The sequence below is a fragment of the Phaeovulum sp. genome, from assembly GCF_030684035.1.
Taxonomy (GTDB): domain Bacteria; phylum Pseudomonadota; class Alphaproteobacteria; order Rhodobacterales; family Rhodobacteraceae; genus UBA6213.
In genome coordinates this window covers 13,365-33,629 of the sequence record NZ_JAUXPI010000005.1, presented here as the reverse complement: position 1 = coordinate 33,629, position 20,265 = coordinate 13,365, and the positions used below count along the sequence as shown (strand labels likewise).

Genomic DNA, 20,265 nt, shown 5'->3' with positions numbered 1-20,265 from the left:
CATGACGCTGGAAACCATGGCGCCATTAAGCGATGATCCAATGATCAGCCTGCCCGTCGTGGCGCGCTGATCAAGCAGGCCGACGCCCGAAATGGCGGCGATCTTCATGGCCAGCTACACCACGCTGTGGGACACGATCGCCTGCGTCAACATGCCACTTCAGCGCGCCCCCGCCGCGCGCGCTCTGGCATCGCTTGCCTCGCGCTGGCCGATGTCCTAAACCCGTCGCCAGTCCTGACCAGAGGCCCGAGCGATGCTTGACCATCTTGCCTTCCGCGACCCCGAAGCCAAAGTGATCCACGGTGCCACCGGGCCATGGGAACTGGTGATCGGGCTGGAGGTGCACGCGCAGGTCGCCTCGAACGCCAAGCTGTTTTCCGGTGCCTCCACGCTCTTCGGCGCTGAACCGAATTCCAACGTCGCCTTTGTCGATGCCGCAATGCCGGGAATGCTGCCGGTCATCAACGAGTTCTGCGTGGCGCAGGCGGTGCGCACCGGGCTTGGGCTCAAGGCCGAGATCAACCTGCGTTCGGCCTTCGACCGCAAGAACTACTTTTACCCGGACCTGCCGCAGGGCTACCAGATTTCGCAGCTCTACCACCCGATCGTCGGCGAGGGCGAGATATTCGTGGACATGGGGCCGGGTGTCGCCCGCCGGGTGCGGGTCGAACGCATTCATCTGGAACAGGACGCGGGCAAGTCGATCCACGACATGGACCCGAACATGAGCTTCGTCGATCTCAACCGGACCGGCGTCGCGCTGATGGAAATCGTCAGCCGCCCCGACATTCGCGGCCCGGAGGAAGCGGCGGCCTATGTGGCCAAGCTGCGCCAGATCCTGCGCTACCTCGGCACCTGCGACGGCAACATGCAGAACGGCAGCCTGCGGGCGGATGTGAACGTTTCGGTCTGCCGCCCCGGCGATTATGAACGCTATCAGGCGACGCAGGATTTTTCGCACCTCGGCACCCGCTGCGAAATCAAGAACATGAACTCGATGCGGTTCATTCAACAGGCGATCGAATACGAGGCCCGCCGACAGATCGCGCTGCTGGAAGACGGCGGCAAGGTGGTGCAGGAAACGCGGCTCTACGACCCCGACAAGGGCGAAACCCGCTCGATGCGCTCGAAGGAAGAGGCGCATGATTACCGCTACTTCCCCTGCCCCGACCTGTTGCCGCTGGAAATCGAACAGGCCTGGGTGGACGGCATCGCCGCCACCATGCCAGAACTGCCCGACGCCAAGGTTGCCCGCTTCGTGCGCGACTGGGGGCTGAGCGAATACGACGCCGCGGTGCTGACCGCCGAGGCGGAAAACGCGGCCTTCTTCGAAGCCGTAGCCACCCGGCGCGACGGCAAGATGGCGGCGAACTGGGTGATCAACGAACTTTTCGGCAGGCTGAACAAGCAAGGGCTCGGCATTGCCGCCAGCCCGATCAGCGCCGCGCAACTTGGCGGTGTGCTCGATCTGATCAGCTCGGGCGAGATATCGGGCAAGATGGCCAAGGACCTTTTCGAGATCGTCTGGACAACCGGCGGCGACCCGGCAGCGATTGCGGCAGAACGCGGCATGAAACAGGTGACCGACAGCGGCGAGATCGAGAAGGTCGTCGATGCGATGATTGCCGCAAACCCGGCGCAGGTTGAAAAGGCCCGCGCCAATCCAAAGCTTGCAGGCTGGTTCACCGGCCAGGTGCTGAAGGCAACCGGCGGCAAAGCCAACCCCGCCACCGTCACCGCGCTGGTGACGCAGAAACTTGGGCTGTAAGGCCATGCGGGCCGCTGGAGAACGCGATGCAAAGCTATGAATACACCGCCATCCCGGCCCCGCTTCGCGCCGAAAAGAACCGCGCGCTGAAAACGCCGGGCGAACGTTTCGGCGCAACCCTCGCGGCGGAACTCAATCGCATGGCCGCAGATGGCTGGGAGTATCTGCGCGCCGATGTGCTGCCCAGCGAAGAGCGCAGCGGGCTTACCGGCCGCAGCACGGTCTATCACAATTTGCTGATCTTCCGCCGCGCGATCGTAACGGAAGCGGAAACCGTGCTGCTGCCCGCCGCCGAGCAATTGCCGGATTTGCGGGAACCCGCGCCTGAATCGGTCCCGACTTTCCTCGCTTCGACAACTCCGGGGCTCGCGCCGCGGCTCAGCGCCCATTCCGACCCCGGCTCCGCCCCGCGCCTCGGCCCCGCCACCCCCGAATCCTGAACTCGGCCCAGTCGCCCCCATGGCGTGGAATTTCGCTTTCGCCGGGCGCGAAATGGCCTATTCTTCATGGCCCGACTCGAAACGGCCGGGTCCAGAGGACTGCGCATGACCAGAAACGACGCCTTCGGCTTCGACATCTCCGCTGCCACCGACAAGAAACGCCGCGCCAAAGGCAAGCGCGGCATGTCCGGCGCATTCGAAACCTCCACACGCAGCTGCGACCACCAGGGATGCCAGGAACAAGGCCAGTATCGCGCCCCGAAGTCGCCGAAAAAGCTCGATGACTATTTCTGGTTCTGCAAGGACCATGTGCGCGAATACAACCTGAACTGGAACTATTTTCAGGGCCAGTCCGAAGAGGAATTCCAGGCCTTCCTCGACAATGCAACCGTGTGGGAACGCCCGACCAAACCCTTTGGCCGCATCTCCGAGGAAGACCGGGCCTGGGCGCGCCACGGGGTTGCCGACCCGATGGAAATTCTCGGCGCGAACGCCACGCAAAACCCCGGCCGCCAGCACGCAGGGCGCAGACTGCCCCCGACCGAACGCAAGGCTATCGACATCCTCGAAGCCAAGGACACTTGGACCAAACCTGAAATTCGCAAACAATACAAAAGCCTGGTGAAAGATCTTCACCCGGATATGAACGGCGGCAACCGCGACGACGAGGAACGCCTGCAAGAGGTCGTCTGGGCCTGGGACCAGATCAAGGACAGCCGCAACTTCCGCGACTGATCCGCGCCATCCAAAGCAACGCCTCCGGCGGGGGGATATTTGTCTCTGAAGCAGAAACGAGCTTCGGCAAATGCTTCAGCCGAAATATCCTCGGGGGTGAACTGGCCTGCAAGGCCAGGAGGGGGCGGAAAGCCCCCTCGGTTTTGTTCAGCGCAGGATCGAGCGGCCCGCGTATTCGGCGGCCTCGCCCAGCATTTCCTCGATGCGGATCAGCTGGTTGTATTTCGCCAGCCGGTCGGTGCGCGACAGCGAGCCGGTCTTGATCTGGCCGCAGTTGGTGGCCACGGCAAGGTCGGCAATGGTGGCATCTTCGGTTTCGCCCGAGCGGTGGCTCATCACCGAGGTGAAGCCTGCGCGGTCGGCCATGCGCACCGCCTCGAGGGTTTCGGTCAGCGTGCCGATCTGGTTGACCTTGACCAGCAGCGAGTTGCCGCAACCTTCGGCGATGCCGCGCGCCAGCCGCGCCGGGTTGGTCACGAAAATATCGTCGCCCACCAGTTGCACCTTGCCGCCAAGCGCATCGGTCATCAGCTTCCAGCCCGCCCAGTCATCTTCGGCGCAGCCATCTTCAACCGAAAGGATCGGGTAATCGGCGCAGAGCGCGGCGAGGTAGGCGACGTTTTCGGCGGCATCGAAGGTTTTGCCCTCGCCCGCCATCACATACTTGCCGCCCTTGTAATATTCGCTGGCGGCGCAATCGAGCGCGAGCCAGATGTCTTCGCCGGGCCGGTAGCCTGCCTTCTCGATCGCCTTGAGGATGAAATCGAGCGCCGCGCGCGTCGAGGAAAGCGCCGGGGCGAAGCCGCCTTCGTCGCCGACAGAGGTGGAGTGGCCCGCCTTCGAGAGTTCCTTTTTCAGCGTGTGGAAGACTTCCGAACCCATCCGCACCGCCTCGCGGATATTCGCCGCCGCCACCGGCATGATCATGAATTCCTGAATGTCGATCGGGTTGTCGGCATGCTGGCCGCCGTTGATGATGTTCATCATCGGCACCGGCAGGATGCGTGCCGAGGTACCGCCAACATAGCGGTAGAGCGGTTGATTGGTGAATTCCGCCGCCGCCTTGGCGCAGGCAAGGCTTACCCCCAGAATGGCATTGGCCCCGAGCCGTCCCTTGTTCGGGGTGCCGTCAAGCTCGATCATCAGCCGGTCGATGGCGACCTGCTCGGTGGCATCCTCGCCGACGAGGTTTTCGGCAAGCTCGCCGTTCACCGCCTGCACCGCTTCAAGCACGCCCTTGCCCATGTAGCGCGCCGCATCGCCATCGCGCCGCTCGACCGCCTCGTGGGCACCGGTCGATGCCCCCGAAGGAACCGCGGCGCGGCCCATGACGCCACTTTCCAGCACCACATCGACCTCGACCGTGGGGTTGCCGCGGCTGTCGAGTATTTCGCGGGCGTGAATGTCGACGATCGTGCTCATGGCGGGCTCCTTGAAACCGGGCTGGGAAATGCTGCCGAGGGTTTACGCCGTTTGGCAGCGGTGCGAAAGCCCCCGCCGCAGCCGCGGTGCCCGATCAGGTCGAAAGCCGGACATCGGCCCAGATCGGCAGATGGTCCGAGGCGCGCCGCGCCAGGCCGCTATCGAAGACCCCGGCGCGGAGCACGCTGATACCCGGCCCTGCCGCGAGCCGGTCCAGCCGCCCGAAGGGGGCGCGGGCGGGGTAGCTTGGGCCCGGCGTCGTAAGCTCGAATCCGTGCAGTGCCTCAAGGCCCTTTGCCGCCGCCCATTCGTTGAAATCGCCAATGATGAGAGCGGGGCGATCTTCCTCTTCGCGCAGCACGGCGCGGATATGGGCAAGCTGGGCGCGCCGGTTGGAGCGGCGCAGGCCAAGGTGAACCCCGACAAGCCGGAGCGGCCCGCTGCCCGCATCGATATCGGCGATAAGCGCGCCGCGCGGCTCGAAACCGGGCAAGACAAGCGGGCGCAGTGCGCTGAGCCTGACGTTCTTGCCGAGCAACAGCGTCTGCCCATGCCAGCCGAGGCTCTCCGGGCCGGTCGGGGTGAGCGCCACCGGCAAGAGCGCGCAACCGGCGCGCAAGACCGCAAGCGGCAATGCCGAGGGGCGGCCGCGAAAGCGGAAATCGACTTCTTGCAGCGCGAGCACATCGGCCCCGAGTGCGTTGATCACGTCGATCACCCGCGCCGGATCAAAGCGGCCATCGCTGCCTTTCGATTTATGGATGTTGTAGGAGGCAATGCGCAGGATCATGCCTCTGATATGGGGGCGGCGGGGCGCGACGTGAAGCCCCGTTGCGACCTTGCGACACACGCCCTATATCGGCCACATGCGTCCGCGCCTGCGTTTTACACCGTTGCACAAGCAACCCCTGCCGGTATTGCTCATGTGGGCGGTGCTGGCGGTCGAGTTCGTTCTGGCCTTGTGGGAGCAGCAATGGCCGCTGGCGGGCATCGCCGTGGCGACTTTCGTGATGACACTGGCACCGCTGGTGCTGGTAAGTCGGCTTGGGGTGCGGTTGCCGTGGAGCTTTGTTGTCGGCATCACCGCCTTCATCTTCGCCACGATCTATCTGGGCGAAGCAGCCGATTTCTACCTGCGGTTCTGGTGGTGGGACGGGATGCTGCACCTCGGTTCGGCATTGGGCTTTGGTATCCTCGGGTTCCTGCTGGTGTTCATGCTGTTTCAGGGAGATCGCTACGCGGCACCCGCCTGGGCGCTGGCATTCATCGCGTTTTCCTTCGCGGTCACGATTGGCGCGCTTTGGGAAATCTTCGAATTCGCGGTGGACAGTGCATTTGGTCTCAGCATGCAGGAAACCGGGCTGGCAGATACCATGGGCGATCTGGTTGTGGACGTGATCGGCGCAAGCGCGGGGGCGGCAGCGGGCTGGCTTTATCTGCATGGCCGCAGCCTTGGCGGCAGTGCGGCGCTGATGCAGGCGTTCATCGACCGCAACCGGCAGCTGTTCCGCAAGTTTCGCAAATAGCTCAGGTGCCGCAATAGGTGCGGGTAACCGCCTCGTCGGCGGCTGGCGCATCTGACAGGTCGGCCCATTCCGGGCGTTCGTCATAGGGCACGGAAAGTGCGGCGTGCAGCCGCGCGAAGGGGGCCATCTCGCCTGCGACTGCGGCCGCAATGACCTCGGCAATGCGGTGGTTGCGCGGTATCCGCGCCGGGTTCGCGGCACGCATCACCGCCTGCGGGTCCTGTTCATGGCCAAGCCGCGTGTGCCAATCAACCGCCCAGGCATCAAAGGCAGCGCGGTCGGCGAATTCATCGCGTGCCGACCCGTCTGCGAGGCCGTGGAAAACCCGGGTGAAATCGCTGCCCTGGCGGGCCATCCGCGCCAGCAGCGTTTCGATCAGCGCATGGTCGCCCGTGCGTGCGCTGGCAATCCCGATCTTGGCGGCAAAGCGCGCGCTCCAGGCCGCACTGAACGCGGGCCAGAAGCCGTCGAGCGCGGCGCTGGCCGCCTCGACCCCCGCCTCGCCCTCGCCAATCAGCGGCAGAAGCGCCGAGGCCAGCTGCGCGAGGTTCCAGAGCGCCACGTTCGGTTGCTGCGCGTAGGCATAGCGGCCGTGCCGGTCGATTGAGGAAAATACCCGGTCGGGGTGATAGGCATCAATGAAGGCGCAGGGGCCATAGTCGATGGTTTCACCCGAAACCGCCATGTTGTCGGTGTTCATCACGCCATGGATGAAGCCAAAGCTCATCCAGTCGGCAACAAGCCGCGCCTGCGCGGCCACCGCCGACGCAAGCAGGCCAAGCGCGCCATCGGCCAGCGGAAAATGGCGCGCGCGCGTGTGCTCGGCCAGAAGCGCCAGCGCTTTGGTATCGCGGCGCGCGGCAAAATACTCGAAAGTGCCAACGCGGATATGGCTGGCGGCCACCCGCGCCAGAATTGCGCCCGGCAATGCCCCCTCTTCGCGCCACACCACCTCGCCCGTCGCCACCGCCGCCAGCGCCCGCGTTGTCGGCACGCCCAGCGCCGCCATCGCCTCGCTGACAAGGTATTCGCGCAGCACCGGGCCTAGCCAGGCCCGACCATCGCCCCGGCGCGAAAAGGGGGTCTGGCCGGAACCTTTCAGCACGAGGTCAAAGCGCCCTCCACCGGGGGCGAGGATCTCGGCCAGCAGCAGCGCGCGCCCGTCACCCAGCTGCGGCACGAAGCTGCCGAACTGGTGCCCGGCATAGGCCTGCGCGATCGGCGTGGCCCAGCCCGGAAGCGTGTTGCCCGCCAGCATGGAAACGCCCTCGGCACCCGCGAGCCAGACCGGATCAATGCCCAGCGCCTCGGCCAACGGCAGATTCAGCGCCAAAAGTTGCGGATCGGCCACCGCGACCGGGGCCACACGGGCAAAGAAACGCGCTGGCAGGCGGGCGTAGCTTGGGTCGGTTTGCGGCATGATCTCTCCCTGTCGTTCAAGATAGGGCGCGGGCGGCAAATCGGAAGGGCCGGGCAAGCGGCGGTGGCGAAGCGCCGGGGCGGCCAGCGCTGCGCGCGTGACCGGATGCGAAAAGGCCGCTCCTGCGAGCGGCCTTTCCATGCAACCCGCTTTCAGGCCGGTTCAGCCGACCAGTTCGAGACCGGAGAAGAAAAACGCGATCTCGACCGCCGCGGTTTCCGGCGCATCCGAGCCATGCACCGAGTTCTCGCCCATCGACAGCGCATATTCCTTGCGGATGGTGCCTTCGGCCGCATTGGCCGGGTTGGTTGCACCCATCACCTCGCGGTTCTTCAGCACGGCGCCTTCGCCCTCGAGCACCTGCACAACCACCGGCTCGGACGCCATGAATTCACACAGCTCACCATAAAAGGGCCGCGCCGCGTGCACTTCGTAAAACTTGCCCGCCTGCTCAAGGCTCAGCCGGATGCGCTTTTGCGCGATGATGCGCAGGCCCGCCTCCTCGAACTTCGCGTTGATCTTGCCGGTAAGATTGCGCCGCGTTGCGTCGGGCTTGATGATTGAAAGCGTGCGTTCGATGGCCATGATGGCACCTTTTCCCCTGATACGGCAAAGGGCCCCTGCCCTCGCCAGACGGCGCCCCCTAGCATGGGGCGCTGCCATTGAAAACCCCGCGCGGGCCAGCGGTTGACGCGGGCGCGGGGTTCGGGCATGGGGCGGATATGCTGAAAATATCCGACATCACCTATTCCGTGCAGGGCCGCCCGCTTTTCGAAGCTGCCTCTGCGAGCATCCCTGATGGCCACAAGGTGGGGCTTGTGGGCAAGAACGGTGCCGGCAAGACCACGCTCTTCCGGCTGATCCGGGGCGAGCTGGCGCTTGAGGGCGGGGCTATCAGCCTGCCGTCGCGGGCGCGCATCGGCGGGGTTGCGCAAGAGGTGCCTTCCTCGGCAACCTCGCTGCTTGATACCGTGCTGGAAGCCGATACCGAACGCGCCGAACTGATGGCCGAGGCCGAGCATGCGACCGATGCGCACCGGATTGCCGACATCCAGCACCGGCTTGCCGATATCGATGCCTGGTCCGCCGAGGGCCGCGCCAGCGCAATCCTGCGCGGGCTTGGGTTCGATGCCGAGGCGCAGTTGCGCCCCTGTTCCGATTTCTCGGGCGGCTGGCGCATGCGGGTGGCGCTTGCCGGGGTTCTTTTCGCCCAGCCCGATGTGCTCTTGCTCGACGAACCTACCAACTACCTCGACCTTGAAGGCGCGCTCTGGCTGGAAAGCTATCTGGCGAAATATCCGCATACGGTCATCATCATCAGCCACGACCGGGGCCTGCTCAACCGCGCGGTAGGGGCAATTCTGCACCTTGAAAACCGCAAGCTGACGCTCTGGAGCGGCCCCTACGACCAGTTTGCCCGCGCCCGCGCCGAACAGCGCGCCGTGCAGGCGGCAGAGGCGAAAAAGCAGGAGGCGCGGCGCGCGCATCTGCAAAGCTTCGTCGATCGCTTCAAGGCCAAGGCCAGCAAGGCGGTGCAGGCGCAAAGCCGGGTCAAGATGCTGGAAAAGATGGAGGTCATAACCGCCCCCGAGGAAGCCGCGAAGCAGGTTTTCAGCTTTCCGGTGCCCGAGCAGCTTTCGCCCCCCATCCTTGCGCTGGACGAGGTGGCGGTGGGCTATGGCGGGCCACCGGTGCTCAAGCACCTCAGCCTGCGGATCGATCAGGATGACCGGATCGCGCTTCTTGGCCGCAATGGCGAGGGAAAATCGACGCTGGCAAAGCTGTTGGCGGGCAAACTGCCGGCGCAGTTGGGCAAGCTCACGCGGTCAGGCAAATTGCGGATCGGCTATTTCGCCCAGCATCAGGTCGATGAGCTTTACCTTGATGAAACCCCGTTGCAGCACATCCAGCGGGTGTATCCGGCCGAAATGCAACCGCGCCTGCGCGCCCGGCTGGCGGGGTTCGGCCTGCTCGCCGATCAGGCAGATACCGTGGTCGGCCAGCTTTCGGGCGGGCAGAAGGCGCGGCTGTCGCTGATGCTGGCAACCACCACCGCGCCGCATCTTCTGATCCTCGACGAACCCACCAACCACCTCGACATGGAAAGCCGTGAAGCGCTGGTCGAGGCGCTGAACGATTATACCGGCGCGGTGATTCTGATTTCGCACGACATGCACCTGCTCAGCCTCGTTGCGGACCGGCTCTGGCTGGTCAAGGGCGGCCATGTGGTGCCCTACCTCAATGATCTTGAAGCCTATCGGCGCGAGTTGCTGGCGGGCGAGGAAACCGCCGCCCCGGCGCGGGTGCAAAAAGCCCAGAAGACCCCGCGCGACAGGGTTCTGGCGCTCCGATCCGACCTGCGCAAGTGCGAAGAGCGGGTGGCGAAGATCGAGGAGATGCTGAAAAAGCTTGATGCCAAGCTTGGCGAGCAGGCGCTTTACGCGCCGCATATGGGCAAGGAGTTGCACAAGTGGACGATGAAGCGCGTCGAGGCGGTTGACGGGCTGGCGCGCGCCGAAGAGCTGTGGCTTGCAGCGCATGAGGCGCTCGACGCGGCACTGCGGGCGGATAATAGTTGATCTATTCTATCGGGTATTGACCTGAGTATTTTAATCAGGTTTATAGGCGGCAGTATTCAACCCTGCGGAGCACAGCCGATGTCCTTGCGTTTCACGCTTCTTGCCACATCGCTTCTCGCCGCCTTTCCCGCGCTCGCGGATGAGGTCAACATCTATTCGCATCGCCAGCCGGAACTGGTGCAGCCGCTGTTTGACGCCTTCACCGCTGAAACAGGCATTGCGGTGAACGTTGCCTTTGTCGGCTCGGGCATGGTCGAGCGGCTGGTAGCCGAAGGCCGCCGCAGCCCCGCCGATCTGGTGATGACGGTCGATATTGCGCGGCTCATGCAGGTGGTCGATGCGGGGGTCACGCAGGCTGTCGCCTCGCCTGCGCTCGACGCCGCGATTCCGGCCGAGTTCCGCGACCCTGCGGGCCACTGGTTCGGCCTGACCAGCCGCGCCCGCATCATCTATGCCGCGCGCGACCGGGTGGCCGAGGGCGATGTGACCACTTACGAAGACCTTGCCGACCCGAAATGGAAGGGCCGCATCTGCACCCGTCAGGGCAGCAGCGACTATAACGTGGCGCTGGCTGCGGCTTACCTCGCGCATCACGGCGAGGCGGCGACGCGCGACTGGCTTGCGGCGCTGAAATCCAACCTTGCGCGCAAGCCCGAGGGCGGCGACCGCGATCAGGTCAAGGCGATCTGGGCGGGGCAATGCGACATCAGCCTTGGCAACACCTACTACATGGGCCAGATGCTCGCCGACCCCGAACAGATTGCCTGGGCCGAGGCGGTGCGCCTCGTGTTCCCGGTATTTGAAAACGGTGGCACGCATATGAACGTTTCGGGCATGGCGATGACGAATGCGGCACCAAACCATGATGCCGCGCTGAAGCTGATGGAGTTTCTCGCCTCGGATGCCGCACAGGCGATCTATGCCGAAACCAACCACGAGTTTCCGGTCAAGCCCGGTGTCGCGCGATCGGATCTGGTGGCAAGCTGGGGCGATTTCACCCCCGATACGCTGGGGCTGATCGACGTGGCGCGGCTGCGCCCGGCGGCGCTGAAACTGATCCAGGAAGTCAACTTCGACGGCTGATCGCCGCGGCAGGGCGGTGGTGCAACGGGCACCGCCGCCTCGGTCTGCGCGGGGTGCGGTCTGGTCAGGCGCAGGTGCGAAACGGCGGTGTGGACATTGCCGCGCCGCCACGGCACCTTCTGCCGCATCCGAACCGAGGAGAGGCCATGACCCCGCGCAAGATCATCATCGACACCGACCCCGGCCAGGATGACGCCGTGGCGATATTGCTCGCGCTGGCCAGCCCCGAACTGGAGCTGCTGGGCATCACCTGCGTCGCCGGCAACGTGCCGCTGCCGCTGACCTCGCGCAACGCCCGGGTGGTTTGCGAACTTGCCGGGCGCGCCGCAGTGGCGGTGTTCGCGGGCTGCGAGCGGCCGCTTTCGCGCGATCTTGTCACCGCCGAATATGTGCACGGCAAAAGCGGACTTGACGGAATCGAGCTGCCCGAGCCGACCATGCCGCTGCAACCCGTCCACGCGGTCGATTTCATCATCGAAACCCTGCGCGGGCTGCCCGAAGGCGCGGTCACCCTCTGCGCGCTCGGGCCGCTGACCAATATTGCCACCGCCTTTCGCCGCGCCCCCGAGATTGTGCCGCGGGTGGTCGAGATCGTGCTGATGGGGGGCGGCTGCTTTGAAGGCGGCAACACCACGCCCGCCGCCGAATTCAACATCTACGTTGACCCGGAAGCAGCCGACATCGTTTTCAGATCCGGTGTGCCGCTGGTGGTGATGCCGCTTGATGTCACGCATCAGGTGCTGACCACGCGGGCCCGCATTGAAGGCTTGCGCGCGCTTGGCACCCCGGTCGGGCATGCGGTGGCAAGCTGGACCGATTTCTTCGAGCGCTTCGACATGGCCAAATACGGCTCTGATGGTGCACCGTTGCATGACCCCTGCGTGATTGCCTATCTGCTTGCGCCCGGGCTTTTCAAGGGCCGGCACATCAACGTGGAAATCGAAACGCTCAGCCCGCTGACCCGAGGCATGACCGTGGCCGACTGGTGGCGCGTCACGCCGCGCGCGCCAAATGCGATGTTCATGCGCGAGGTCGATGCGGCGGGGTTCTTTGCGCTTTTGACCGGGCGCATCGGGCGGCTTTGACGCCCTGCGCGGCACCCGGTCAGGCTTCGGCCACGAATTGCGCCGCAACCACCTGCCAGCCCTGCGCATCAGGGCTGAGCGTTGCCATCAGCACCGCGCCAAGCCTGCCTGCATCGGTGCCGTCCGCGTGCACCAGCCCCGAAAGCACGAAGCGTTGCAGCACCACCGCCGCATGCGGCCCGAGCGGGCGCAGCTTGCTGCGGCCCGTTACCAGCCGCGCCCTGGCGAAGGTTCCGGCAAACTCGGCGGCGAAGAGATCGGCTATCACCGCCCTTCCCTCGGCCGCGCCTCCCGTAAGGCTGAGAAAATCGGCATCCTCGGCAAAGAGGGCGGCAATCGCGCCCGCGTCGCGCGCCGCCCAGGCAGCGGAAAACGCGCGCGCAAGATCGGCGGGGGCGGCAAGACTCATGGCTGGGTCCGGTCCGGCACGACCTTGCCGGGGTTGAGAATGCCCAAGGGGTCAAGCGCCGCCTTGATCGCCCCCATCACCTGCCAGCCCTGCCCGTGCTCTGCCTCCATATAGCCGCGCTTGCCAATGCCGATGCCATGTTCGCCCGTCACCGTGCCGCCAAGCGCCAGCGCCAGTTTTGCCATGCGCGCGGCAACCCGCTTGGCGCGCGCCAGTTCATCGGCATTGTCTTTCTGCAAAAGCAGAACCGCATGAAAATTGCCGTCCCCGACATGGCCGAGAATTGGCCCCGAAAGCCCCTCGGCGGCAATATCGTCGCGGGTCTGTTCCACCGCTTCGGAAAGCCGCGAAATCGGCACGCAGATATCGGTGACAAGCCCGATCGAGCCGGGGCGCGACGCGAGGCAGGCCGGATAGGCGGCGTGGCGCATTTTCCACAGCTTGCCGCGCGCCTCGGCGGTGGTCGCCCAGTTGAAATCGGCCCCGCCCATTTCCGCCACCACCTCGCCAAACCGCCGCGCCTCTTCCGCCACGGCGGCGGGTGAGCCGTGAAACTCGACCAGCAGATGCGGCTTTTCGGGCATCTGGCTGCCCGCATAAAGGTTGAAGGCGCGCACCACATCCGCATCGACAAACTCGATCCGGGCCATGCCGATGCCCAACTGGATCGTCGCCATCACGGTTTCCACCGCCGCTTGCAGGCTTTCAAAGGCGCAGACCGCCGCGGAAACCGCCTCCGGCTGGCCATGCAGGCGCAGGGTCAACTCGGTGATGATCCCAAGTGTGCCTTCGGACCCCAGCATCAGCGCGGTAAGATCATAGCCCGCCGAAGACTTCGCGGCGCGCGAACCGGTGCGGATCACCCGCCCGTCGGCAAGCGCCACCTCCAGCGCCAGCACATTGGCGCGCATCGAGCCGTAGCGCACCGTGGTGGTTCCCGAAGCGCGGGTTGCCGCCATGCCGCCAAGGCTGGCATTGGCACCCGGATCGACCGGAAAGAAAAGGCCGGTCGCGCGCAATTCGGTGTTGAGCGCCTCGCGCGTGACGCCGGGCTGCACCACCGCCTGCATGTCGGCCGCCTGCACCTCGAGCACCCGGTTCATCCGGCTCGTGTCAAGGCTGATGCCGCCCGCCACCGCAAGCGTATGCCCCTCAAGCGAGCTGCCCGCGCCGTAGGCCACGACCGGCAGCCGATGCGCCGCGCAGATCTGCATGATCGCGGCAACCTCGGCGGTGGTTTCGGGCCAGACCACCGCATCCGGCGGGGTTGCTGCAAACCAGGTTTCAGACAGGCCATGCTGATTGCGCTCGGCGCGGTTCTGGCTGAAACGCGGCCCGAGCAGCGCGGCAAGGGCAGAAACTGCGTCTGGGGTCATCATTGCCTCCCGCTGCATTCGCCGCGCCGATATAGGCGCACAAGGCGCGCCGCGATAGCCGCCCCGGTGCGCGTCGGCGCTTTGTCGCGCCTCGCGTCAGATCGCGGCGCAAGCATCGACAAGCCAGCGCAGCGCCTCGGGCGAGACCCGCGGGCCGATCTCGGCCAGCACCCGCGCATGATAGGCATTCAGCCAGTCACGCTCGGGCCCGGTCAACATTTCCGCGACGATCAGCCTTGTGTCGATCGGCACAAGGGTAAGCGTTTCGAACGCCAGCATGGCACGGGCATCGGCACCTTCAAGTGCTGCGGCCTCGACCACCACCATCAGGTTTTCGATGCGAATGCCGAATGCCCCCTCGCGGTAATAGCCCGGCTCGTTCGACAGGATCATTCCGGGCTGAAGCGGCACCTCGGACAGGCGTGAAAGCCGCGCCGGGCCTTCATGCACGCACAGATACGAACCAACCCCATGCCCGGTGCCGTGGTCATAATCCTGCCCGGCAAGCCAGAGCGGAAAGCGCGCCAGCGCCTCGATATCGCGCCCCGCCACGCCGCGCGGAAACCGCGCCCGGGTCATCGCGATCAGGCCTTGCAGCACGCGGGTATAGGGGGCGCGGGCATCCTCGCGCGGCGGCCCTATCGGCAGGGTGCGGGTGATATCGGTGGTGCCGTCGGCATATTGCCCACCCGAATCGACCAGCAGGATTTCGCCCGGAACGACCGGCGCATTGCTCGCCTCGCTGACGCGGTAATGCACGATGGCACCATTCGCCCCGGCACCGCAGATGGTGTCAAAGGCAATTTCGCGCAGCGCATTGGTGGCGGCGCGGAGGCCCTCAAGCCGACGCACCACCTCGATCTCGGTCAGGCCACCTTTGGGTGCTTCGGCGTCAAGCCAGGCCAGAAACTCCACCATCGCCGCGCCGTCGCGCCGATGCGCCGCGCGCGCACCGGCAAGCTCGACAGGGTTCTTGCAGGCCTTGGGCAGAATGCAGGGATCATCGGCAAAGGCAACCTCGACCCCCGCCTCGTCAAACTCCAGCACCACCCGCCGCGGCACCGAGGCCGGATCGACCCGCACCGGCCCGATCAGGCCACGCAGCGCCGGGGCAAAGGCGGCAAAGGGGCGCAGCCGCACCTCGGGGCCGAAATGCTCCAGCACGTCCGGGCTGAACTTGGCGGCGGCGGCGAACAGGGTCAATTGCCCGGTGTCGTGCAGCACCGCAAAGGCCTGCACCACCGGGTTATGGGCGATATCGGCACCCCGGATGTTCAGAAGCCAGGCGATGGAATCGGTCAGCGTCAGCACCGCGGCCTTGTGACCGGCACCGCGCAATGCCTCAGCCAGCCGCGCCCGCTTGGCGCTGCTGGCTTCGCCCGCGTATTCGATGGGGTGGATGCTTGCGGGTGCAAGCACGGTGCCCGGCTGATCCGCCCAGATCGCATCGACCAGGTTTCGTGTCGGCCAGAGCACGAGGCCGTGGCCTTCAAGTGCCGCCTCAAGCTCGGCAATCTGCTTCTGGCTGTGCAGCCAGGGGTCGAAACCGACCCGCCCGCCGTTTGGCACATGCTCGGCGAGCCAGTCGGCGGGTTTGGTCTCGGGCCAATGCACCGGGGTGAAGGCCGCCGTATCAACCTCGGTGCGCACCTGCACCCGGTAGCGCCCGTCAACGAAGACGCCCGCTTTTCTGGCTAGGACAATCGCGAAACCCGCGGAGCCGGTGAACCCGGTCAACCATGCCAGCCGCGCGTCGCGCGGCGCGAGGTATTCGCCCTGATGCGCATCCGTCTGCGGCACGATGTAGGCCGCAAGCCCTTCAATGGCCATGAGCGCGCGCAGCGCGGCCAGCCGGACGGCCCCGGTTTCAGTTGAAGATTCTGCGGCAAACGATTGAAACATCAACTGACTTTCTTGATACCCAACAGTCTTGCCCGAGCCCTCGGGTCGCTGTCGAACAGCGACGCAAGCTGTTCGGTCATTGCCCCCGCAAGCTGTTCGACATCGGTAATCGTCACCGCGCGCTGGTAATAGCGGGTCACGTCATGGCCGATGCCGATGGCGATCAATTCGACCGATTTACGCTTTTCCACCATGAAGATCACGTCGCGCAGGTGCTTTTCCAGATAATTCGCGGCGTTGACCGACAAGGTTGAATCGTCCACCGGCGCACCATCGGAAATGACCATGAGGATCTTGCGCGCCTCGTGCCGCCCCACCAGCCGCCGGTGCGCCCATTCCAGCGCCTCGCCGTCGATGTTTTCCTTCAACAGGCCCTCTTTCATCATCAGGCCAAGGTTGTTGCGCACCCGCCGCCACGGCGCATCGGCCGCCTTGTAGATGATGTGGCGCAGGTCATTGAGCCGCCCCGGCTGCTGCGGGCGGCCGCCATTGAGCCAACGTTCGCGGCTTTGCCCGCCTTTCCAAGCGCGGGTGGTGAAGCCGAGGATTTCCACCTTGACCTGACACCGCTCCAGCGTGCGTGCCAGCACATCGGCGCAGATCGCGGCGATGGAAATCGGCCGACCGCGCATCGAGCCGGAGTTATCCAGCAGCAAGGTCACGCAGGTATCGCGGAATTCGGTATCCTTCTCGATCTTGAAGCTGAGCGGGGTCGTCGGGTTGGCAACCACCCGCGCAAGCCGCCCGGCATCAAGCGTGCCTTCCTCAAGGTCGAACTCCCAGGCGCGGTTCTGTTGCGCCTGCAAGCGGCGCTGCAACTTGTTCGCAAGCCGGCTGACGGCACCCTTCAGCGGCTCCAGTTGCTGGTCGAGATAGGCGCGAAGCCGCTCGAGTTCTACCGGGTCGGCGAGTTCCTCGGCCTTGATCTCTTCGTCAAACTCGGTGGCAAAGACCTTGTAATTGGGGTCGGCGGCGGAATGCGGTGCGGGCGCGGGCGGCTCTGGCGGTGCCTCGGGCTCGGGCAATTCGGCCTCTTCCGACATTTCGGCATCGGCCATGTCGTCCATGCTGACCGTGGTCTGGGTCGCGTCCTGCTGGTCTTCCTGACTGCGCTCGGCGCTCGCCTCGCTTTCGTCATCCGACTGGTCGCGGGACTGATTGTCGCCCGCTTCCTCATCTTGTTCGGCGTTTTCGTCTGCCTCGTCATCCTGCTTGTCGGGGTCGTCGCCCAGTTCCTCGCCATAGCCAAGATCGGCGATCACCCGCCGCGCGAGGCGCGCGAAGGCGGCCTGATCGGCCAGCGCATCGGCGATGCCCTCCAGCGTGCCCCCGGCCTGTTCCTCGATGAAGGGGCGCCAGAGGTTGGTCATATGGGCAGCGGCGGCAGGCAGCGGGTGGCGGGTGCCCAGTTCGCGCACAAGGTAGCCCGCAGCCACCGACAGCGGCGCTTCGGATTGGTCACGCACCTGGCCATAGCCCTTGCGCTCTGCCTCATGCGCGATCTTGGCGTCGATGTTCGAGAGCGTTCCGGGCATGTCGCGCGCGCCCAGCGCCTCGCAGCGCGCATGTTCCATCGCCTCGTAAAGGTCGCGCGCCATCGGCCCCTGCGGCGTGTAGCGCGCGTAGGTGGCATCGTCATGGTGGCGTCGGCGCAGCGCGAAGGCATCGGCGGTGCCGCGCGCCAAAAGCACCTCGTCACGGCTCATGCGGCGCGAAACCTGCGGCAGCCGCATGGTTTCGCCCACGTTGCCGGGCGGATCGACCGAGAAGGTGACCGTCAGTTCAGGCGCGTCGGCAAGCGTGCGCGTAACATCGGCAAGCGCCTTCTTGAACGGGTCGGCGGGGTTGTCGCTGGGTTTCATCATGCGCCAGATTAAGCACCCCGCGCCAGCCTCGGCAAGGGCGGGCGGGCAAGATGCGCGGCTTGTGCGCAGCTGCACCATATCTGCGCGCGGTGGCGCATTGTGTGCAGCGTGGCAGGGGCCAATATCGGTCGGGAGTTCATTCATCAACCCGGAGGCTTCCATGACCAAACCGAAGATTGCCATCATCACCGGCTCGACGCGGCCGACGCGCTTTGCCGACATTCCCACCCGCTGGATCGAAGCGCAGGCGAAAGCGCGCGGCGATATCGAGGTTGAGGTGCTCGACCTGCGCGATTATCCGATGCCGTTCTTCGACGAGGTTGCCTCAAACGCCTGGGCACCGACGCAAAACGCCATTGCTCAAAAATGGCAGAAAAAGCTTGCGGAATTTGATGGTTACATTTTCGTGGTGGCCGAATACAACCGCTCGATCAGCGCCGTGCTGAAGAATGCGCTCGATCAGGCCTATGTCGAATGGAACCGCAAGCCGATGGGGGCCATCGCCTATGGTTCGATGGGCGGCACCTCTGCGGTGCAGCACCTGCGCACCATCGGGGTTGAGTTGCAGATGGTGCCGGTGCGCCATTCGGTGCTGATCGGCGGTGCCGATTTCTTCAAGGTGCATCCGGGTTTTGGCGGCTCGGGCAAACTGGCCGACATTGAAGGCGCGATCGGCGCATCGGCGAAATCGCTGCTCGATGACATCATCTGGTGGGCCAGGGCCACGAAATCCGCGCGCGCCGCCGCTGACGCCGCGAAGGCCGCCTGATCTGGCAAAGCGAATGCCCCGGCTGCCGCAAGGTGCCGGGGCAGACGCTGGCCGCTGCTTGCGCTATGAAGGCCGAAGAGACACCGGCCAACACAGCGAATCGAGATGACCGAAACCCCGCCCGCCAGGCCCGCGCGCAAGGCGTGGAAGCCCAAGGTGCCGCTGCCGCCGCTTGCCCCCGGCGAGGTGCGGCTTTTGACCGGGGGCAATCCGCAGATCGCTAAGGCTGATGGTGATGCGCCGGTGCAGGCCTATATCGCCGCCATGCCGGGCTGGAAACGCGCGGTAGGCGCGCGGATCGATGCGCTGATCGCCGCCGAGGTGCCGCAGGTGTGCAAGGCAGTGCGCTGGAACGCGCCCTTCTGGGGGCTGGAGGGGCAAGGCTGGATGCTCAGCCTCGCCTGCGTGGCGGGCTATGTGAAAGTGTCGTTCTTCAAGGGCACCGCGCTTGCGCCGCTGCCGCCCGAGCCTTCCAAGGTGCCGAACCTGCGCTATCTGCACATATTCGAGAATGGCTTCGATGAAGCGCAATTCCGCGACTGGCTGCGGCAGGCCTTTGCCATGCCCGGCGCGCGGATGTTCTGACTGGCAGATCGGCTTTAAGTTGTTGCAGAGGATCAAAGAGCGGGTAGCCGACCCCATCTTGCATCTGGCTACTTGAAACGTGCTGCCAGATTTTACTTCGGTCGCAGCGTCACATGTGGCGCAGAAAGGGGGTCGCAGTGGACTATCTTGTAAACATCATAGTGTGCCCGGCCTCAAAAATCCCAGTCTATTGACTCGGGTTCTCGGTTCTGGGGGCGCGTGTTGGCGCGCAAAGAATTAGCCTGACGGCCGAGTTTTCATGGCAAGGCAGGGTTGCTCGGGGACGATACCAACAGTCAGCCCCGAGCGCTTATCCATCACTTCATGCTTTGGCTTGCCGCGCTCTCCGGCAGTTCCTCGTCGAACAAGCGCTGGTAGATCTCGGCCACCATCTTGCGCTCCAGCTCGTCGCATTTGTTCAGGAACGTCAGGCGGAAGGCGTAGCCCACGTTGCGGAAGATCTCGGCGTTCTGTGCCCAGGTGATGACGGTGCGGGGCGACATGACGGTGGAAAGATCGCCGTTCATGAAGGCGGTGCGCGTGAGGTCGGCCACATGCACCATCTGGGAAATCGTCTTGCGGCCCTTGTCGGTGTTGTAATGCGGGTTCTTGGAAAGCACGATCGCCACCTCGGCATCATGCGAAAGGTAGTTCAGCGTGGCGACCAGTGACCAGCGGTCCATCTGGCCCTGGTTGATCTGCTGCGTGCCGTGGTAAAGCCCGGTGGTATCGCCAAGCCCGACGGTGTTCGAGGTGGCAAAGAGCCGGAAATAGGGGTTCGGGGTGATGATCTCGTTCTGATCGAGCAGGGTAAGCTTGCCATCGGCTTCCAGCACCCGCTGGATCACGAACATCACATCGGCGCGGCCCGCGTCATATTCGTCGAACACGATCGCGGTGGGGTTGCGCAGCGCCCAGGGCAGGATGCCTTCGTGAAACACCGTCACCTGCTTGCCATCGACCAGCTTGATCGCGTCCTTGCCAATGAGGTCGATGCGGGAAACGTGGCTATCAAGGTTCACCCGCACGCAGGGCCAGTTGAGCCGTGCCGCCACCTGTTCGATATGGGTCGATTTTCCGGTGCCGTGATAGCCCTGAATCATCACCCGGCGGTTGTAGGCAAAGCCCGCGAGGATCGCGAGCGTGGTGTCGGGGTCGAATTTGTATGTCTCATCAAGTGCGGGCACGCGTTCGGAACGCTCGGCAAAGCCGCGCACCTTCATCTCGGTGTCGATGCCGAAGGTGTCGCGGACCGAAATATCCTCGGTGGGTTTTGCGTTCTGATCGAGCATGATTTCCGC

18 protein-coding genes are annotated in these 20,265 nt (G+C 65.0%); 9 read left to right on the top strand and 9 right to left on the bottom strand.

What is annotated here, in order from left to right:
- The first annotated feature begins 253 nt into the window (after positions 1-253).
- The 3 genes from gatB (at position 254) to Q8J98_RS02035 (ending at position 2,943) form a co-directional block, all read left to right on the top strand.
- Positions 254-1,768 carry an Asp-tRNA(Asn)/Glu-tRNA(Gln) amidotransferase subunit GatB gene (gene gatB, locus Q8J98_RS02045; RefSeq protein WP_305292929.1) on the top strand — a complete coding sequence of 505 codons (1,515 nt, stop codon included), beginning with the start codon at positions 254-256 and terminating at the stop codon, positions 1,766-1,768.
- Between the two features lie 26 nt (positions 1,769-1,794).
- Positions 1,795-2,208 (top strand): DUF4177 domain-containing protein, encoded by a 414-nt coding sequence (locus tag Q8J98_RS02040; protein ID WP_305292928.1) that lies wholly within the window; start codon positions 1,795-1,797, stop codon positions 2,206-2,208.
- Between the two features lie 105 nt (positions 2,209-2,313).
- The gene (locus tag Q8J98_RS02035) at positions 2,314-2,943 is read left to right on the top strand and encodes a J domain-containing protein (RefSeq protein WP_305185967.1); all 630 of its coding nucleotides are present in this window, start codon (positions 2,314-2,316) and stop codon (positions 2,941-2,943) included.
- A 147-nt stretch (positions 2,944-3,090) separates the two neighbouring features.
- Here Q8J98_RS02035 and eno read toward each other — a convergent pair whose 3' ends face one another.
- Both eno and Q8J98_RS02025 read right to left on the bottom strand, forming a co-directional pair.
- Positions 3,091-4,365: a phosphopyruvate hydratase gene (gene eno, locus Q8J98_RS02030; RefSeq protein WP_305292927.1), complete on the bottom strand. Its 1,275-nt coding sequence runs from the start codon at positions 4,363-4,365 to the stop codon at positions 3,091-3,093.
- Between the two features lie 94 nt (positions 4,366-4,459).
- The gene (locus Q8J98_RS02025; protein ID WP_305185965.1) at positions 4,460-5,155 is read right to left on the bottom strand and encodes an endonuclease/exonuclease/phosphatase family protein; all 696 of its coding nucleotides are present in this window, start codon (positions 5,153-5,155) and stop codon (positions 4,460-4,462) included.
- 133 nt (positions 5,156-5,288) lie between these two features.
- Between Q8J98_RS02025 and Q8J98_RS02020 the strand changes: the two genes are divergently transcribed.
- The gene (locus Q8J98_RS02020; protein WP_305185964.1) at positions 5,289-5,891 is read left to right on the top strand and encodes a hypothetical protein; all 603 of its coding nucleotides are present in this window, start codon (positions 5,289-5,291) and stop codon (positions 5,889-5,891) included.
- A gap of 1 nt (position 5,892) precedes the next feature.
- On the opposite strand, the gene Q8J98_RS02015 is transcribed toward Q8J98_RS02020, so the two are convergent.
- Both Q8J98_RS02015 and ndk read right to left on the bottom strand, forming a co-directional pair.
- A complete protein-coding gene (locus tag Q8J98_RS02015; protein ID WP_305292926.1) occupies positions 5,893-7,311 on the bottom strand; it encodes a YdiU family protein in 1,419 nt (472 codons plus the stop codon).
- Positions 7,312-7,473: 162 nt separating this feature from the next.
- Positions 7,474-7,896, bottom strand: coding sequence for a nucleoside-diphosphate kinase (gene ndk, locus Q8J98_RS02010; protein WP_305292925.1), 423 nt, complete (start codon positions 7,894-7,896; stop codon positions 7,474-7,476).
- A 137-nt stretch (positions 7,897-8,033) separates the two neighbouring features.
- Between ndk and Q8J98_RS02005 the strand changes: the two genes are divergently transcribed.
- From Q8J98_RS02005 to Q8J98_RS01995, 3 genes are all read left to right on the top strand, one after another.
- The gene (locus Q8J98_RS02005) at positions 8,034-9,890 is read left to right on the top strand and encodes an ABC-F family ATP-binding cassette domain-containing protein (RefSeq protein ID WP_305292924.1); all 1,857 of its coding nucleotides are present in this window, start codon (positions 8,034-8,036) and stop codon (positions 9,888-9,890) included.
- A gap of 78 nt (positions 9,891-9,968) precedes the next feature.
- Entirely contained in the window at positions 9,969-10,973 is a 1,005-nt protein-coding gene (locus tag Q8J98_RS02000; RefSeq protein ID WP_305292923.1) for a Fe(3+) ABC transporter substrate-binding protein, read from the top strand.
- Positions 10,974-11,119: 146 nt separating this feature from the next.
- Positions 11,120-12,058: a nucleoside hydrolase gene (locus Q8J98_RS01995; RefSeq protein ID WP_305292922.1), complete on the top strand. Its 939-nt coding sequence runs from the start codon at positions 11,120-11,122 to the stop codon at positions 12,056-12,058.
- A 19-nt stretch (positions 12,059-12,077) separates the two neighbouring features.
- Here the strand turns inward: Q8J98_RS01995 and Q8J98_RS01990 are convergent, their stop codons facing one another.
- The 4 genes from Q8J98_RS01990 to cobT all read right to left on the bottom strand — a co-directional run bounded on the left by Q8J98_RS01990 (position 12,078) and on the right by cobT (position 17,610).
- Complete coding sequence (locus tag Q8J98_RS01990) at positions 12,078-12,467, bottom strand: SgcJ/EcaC family oxidoreductase (RefSeq protein WP_305292921.1); 390 nt, start codon at positions 12,465-12,467, stop codon at positions 12,078-12,080.
- Positions 12,464-13,846, bottom strand: a complete 1,383-nt coding sequence (locus tag Q8J98_RS01985; RefSeq protein WP_305292920.1) for an FAD-binding oxidoreductase — start codon at positions 13,844-13,846, stop codon at positions 12,464-12,466. Before Q8J98_RS01985 ends, Q8J98_RS01990 begins: the two co-directional genes overlap by 4 nt.
- Before the next feature lie 93 nt (positions 13,847-13,939).
- Positions 13,940-15,745 (bottom strand): aminopeptidase P family protein, encoded by a 1,806-nt coding sequence (locus tag Q8J98_RS01980; protein ID WP_305292919.1) that lies wholly within the window; start codon positions 15,743-15,745, stop codon positions 13,940-13,942.
- Entirely contained in the window at positions 15,745-17,610 is a 1,866-nt protein-coding gene (gene cobT / locus Q8J98_RS01975; protein WP_305292918.1) for a cobaltochelatase subunit CobT, read from the bottom strand. The genes Q8J98_RS01980 and cobT overlap by 1 nt, the downstream gene beginning before the upstream one ends.
- 160 nt (positions 17,611-17,770) lie before the next feature.
- Here cobT and Q8J98_RS01970 point away from each other — a divergent pair, with 160 nt between their 5' ends.
- Together Q8J98_RS01970 and Q8J98_RS01965 are read left to right on the top strand one after the other, a co-directional pair.
- Complete coding sequence (locus tag Q8J98_RS01970; protein WP_305292917.1) at positions 17,771-18,379, top strand: NADPH-dependent FMN reductase; 609 nt, start codon at positions 17,771-17,773, stop codon at positions 18,377-18,379.
- 105 nt (positions 18,380-18,484) lie between these two features.
- Positions 18,485-18,964, top strand: a complete 480-nt coding sequence (locus tag Q8J98_RS01965; protein WP_305292916.1) for a DUF1801 domain-containing protein — start codon at positions 18,485-18,487, stop codon at positions 18,962-18,964.
- A 317-nt stretch (positions 18,965-19,281) separates the two neighbouring features.
- Here Q8J98_RS01965 and cobS read toward each other — a convergent pair whose 3' ends face one another.
- The gene (gene cobS / locus Q8J98_RS01960; RefSeq protein ID WP_305185992.1) at positions 19,282-20,256 is read right to left on the bottom strand and encodes a cobaltochelatase subunit CobS; all 975 of its coding nucleotides are present in this window, start codon (positions 20,254-20,256) and stop codon (positions 19,282-19,284) included.
- Positions 20,257-20,265 lie beyond the last annotated feature (9 nt).

Coding starts and splice junctions, on each gene's coding strand:
- eno (WP_305292927.1), bottom strand. CDS start 4,365: ATGAGCACGATCGTCGACATTCACGCCCGCGAAATACTCGACAGCCGC.
- Q8J98_RS01985 (WP_305292920.1), bottom strand. CDS start 13,846: ATGATGACCCCAGACGCAGTTTCTGCCCTTGCCGCGCTGCTCGGGCCG.
- Q8J98_RS02000 (WP_305292923.1), top strand. CDS start 9,969: ATGTCCTTGCGTTTCACGCTTCTTGCCACATCGCTTCTCGCCGCCTTT.
- Q8J98_RS02015 (WP_305292926.1), bottom strand. CDS start 7,311: ATGCCGCAAACCGACCCAAGCTACGCCCGCCTGCCAGCGCGTTTCTTT.
- Q8J98_RS01995 (WP_305292922.1), top strand. CDS start 11,120: ATGACCCCGCGCAAGATCATCATCGACACCGACCCCGGCCAGGATGAC.
- Q8J98_RS02005 (WP_305292924.1), top strand. CDS start 8,034: ATGCTGAAAATATCCGACATCACCTATTCCGTGCAGGGCCGCCCGCTT.
- Q8J98_RS02025 (WP_305185965.1), bottom strand. CDS start 5,155: ATGATCCTGCGCATTGCCTCCTACAACATCCATAAATCGAAAGGCAGC.
- Q8J98_RS01965 (WP_305292916.1), top strand. CDS start 18,485: ATGACCGAAACCCCGCCCGCCAGGCCCGCGCGCAAGGCGTGGAAGCCC.
- Q8J98_RS01990 (WP_305292921.1), bottom strand. CDS start 12,467: ATGAGTCTTGCCGCCCCCGCCGATCTTGCGCGCGCGTTTTCCGCTGCC.
- cobS (WP_305185992.1), bottom strand. CDS start 20,256: ATGCTCGATCAGAACGCAAAACCCACCGAGGATATTTCGGTCCGCGAC.
- Q8J98_RS02040 (WP_305292928.1), top strand. CDS start 1,795: ATGCAAAGCTATGAATACACCGCCATCCCGGCCCCGCTTCGCGCCGAA.
- Q8J98_RS02020 (WP_305185964.1), top strand. CDS start 5,289: ATGTGGGCGGTGCTGGCGGTCGAGTTCGTTCTGGCCTTGTGGGAGCAG.
- cobT (WP_305292918.1), bottom strand. CDS start 17,610: ATGATGAAACCCAGCGACAACCCCGCCGACCCGTTCAAGAAGGCGCTT.
- Q8J98_RS01980 (WP_305292919.1), bottom strand. CDS start 15,745: ATGTTTCAATCGTTTGCCGCAGAATCTTCAACTGAAACCGGGGCCGTC.
- gatB (WP_305292929.1), top strand. CDS start 254: ATGCTTGACCATCTTGCCTTCCGCGACCCCGAAGCCAAAGTGATCCAC.
- ndk (WP_305292925.1), bottom strand. CDS start 7,896: ATGGCCATCGAACGCACGCTTTCAATCATCAAGCCCGACGCAACGCGG.
- Q8J98_RS02035 (WP_305185967.1), top strand. CDS start 2,314: ATGACCAGAAACGACGCCTTCGGCTTCGACATCTCCGCTGCCACCGAC.
- Q8J98_RS01970 (WP_305292917.1), top strand. CDS start 17,771: ATGACCAAACCGAAGATTGCCATCATCACCGGCTCGACGCGGCCGACG.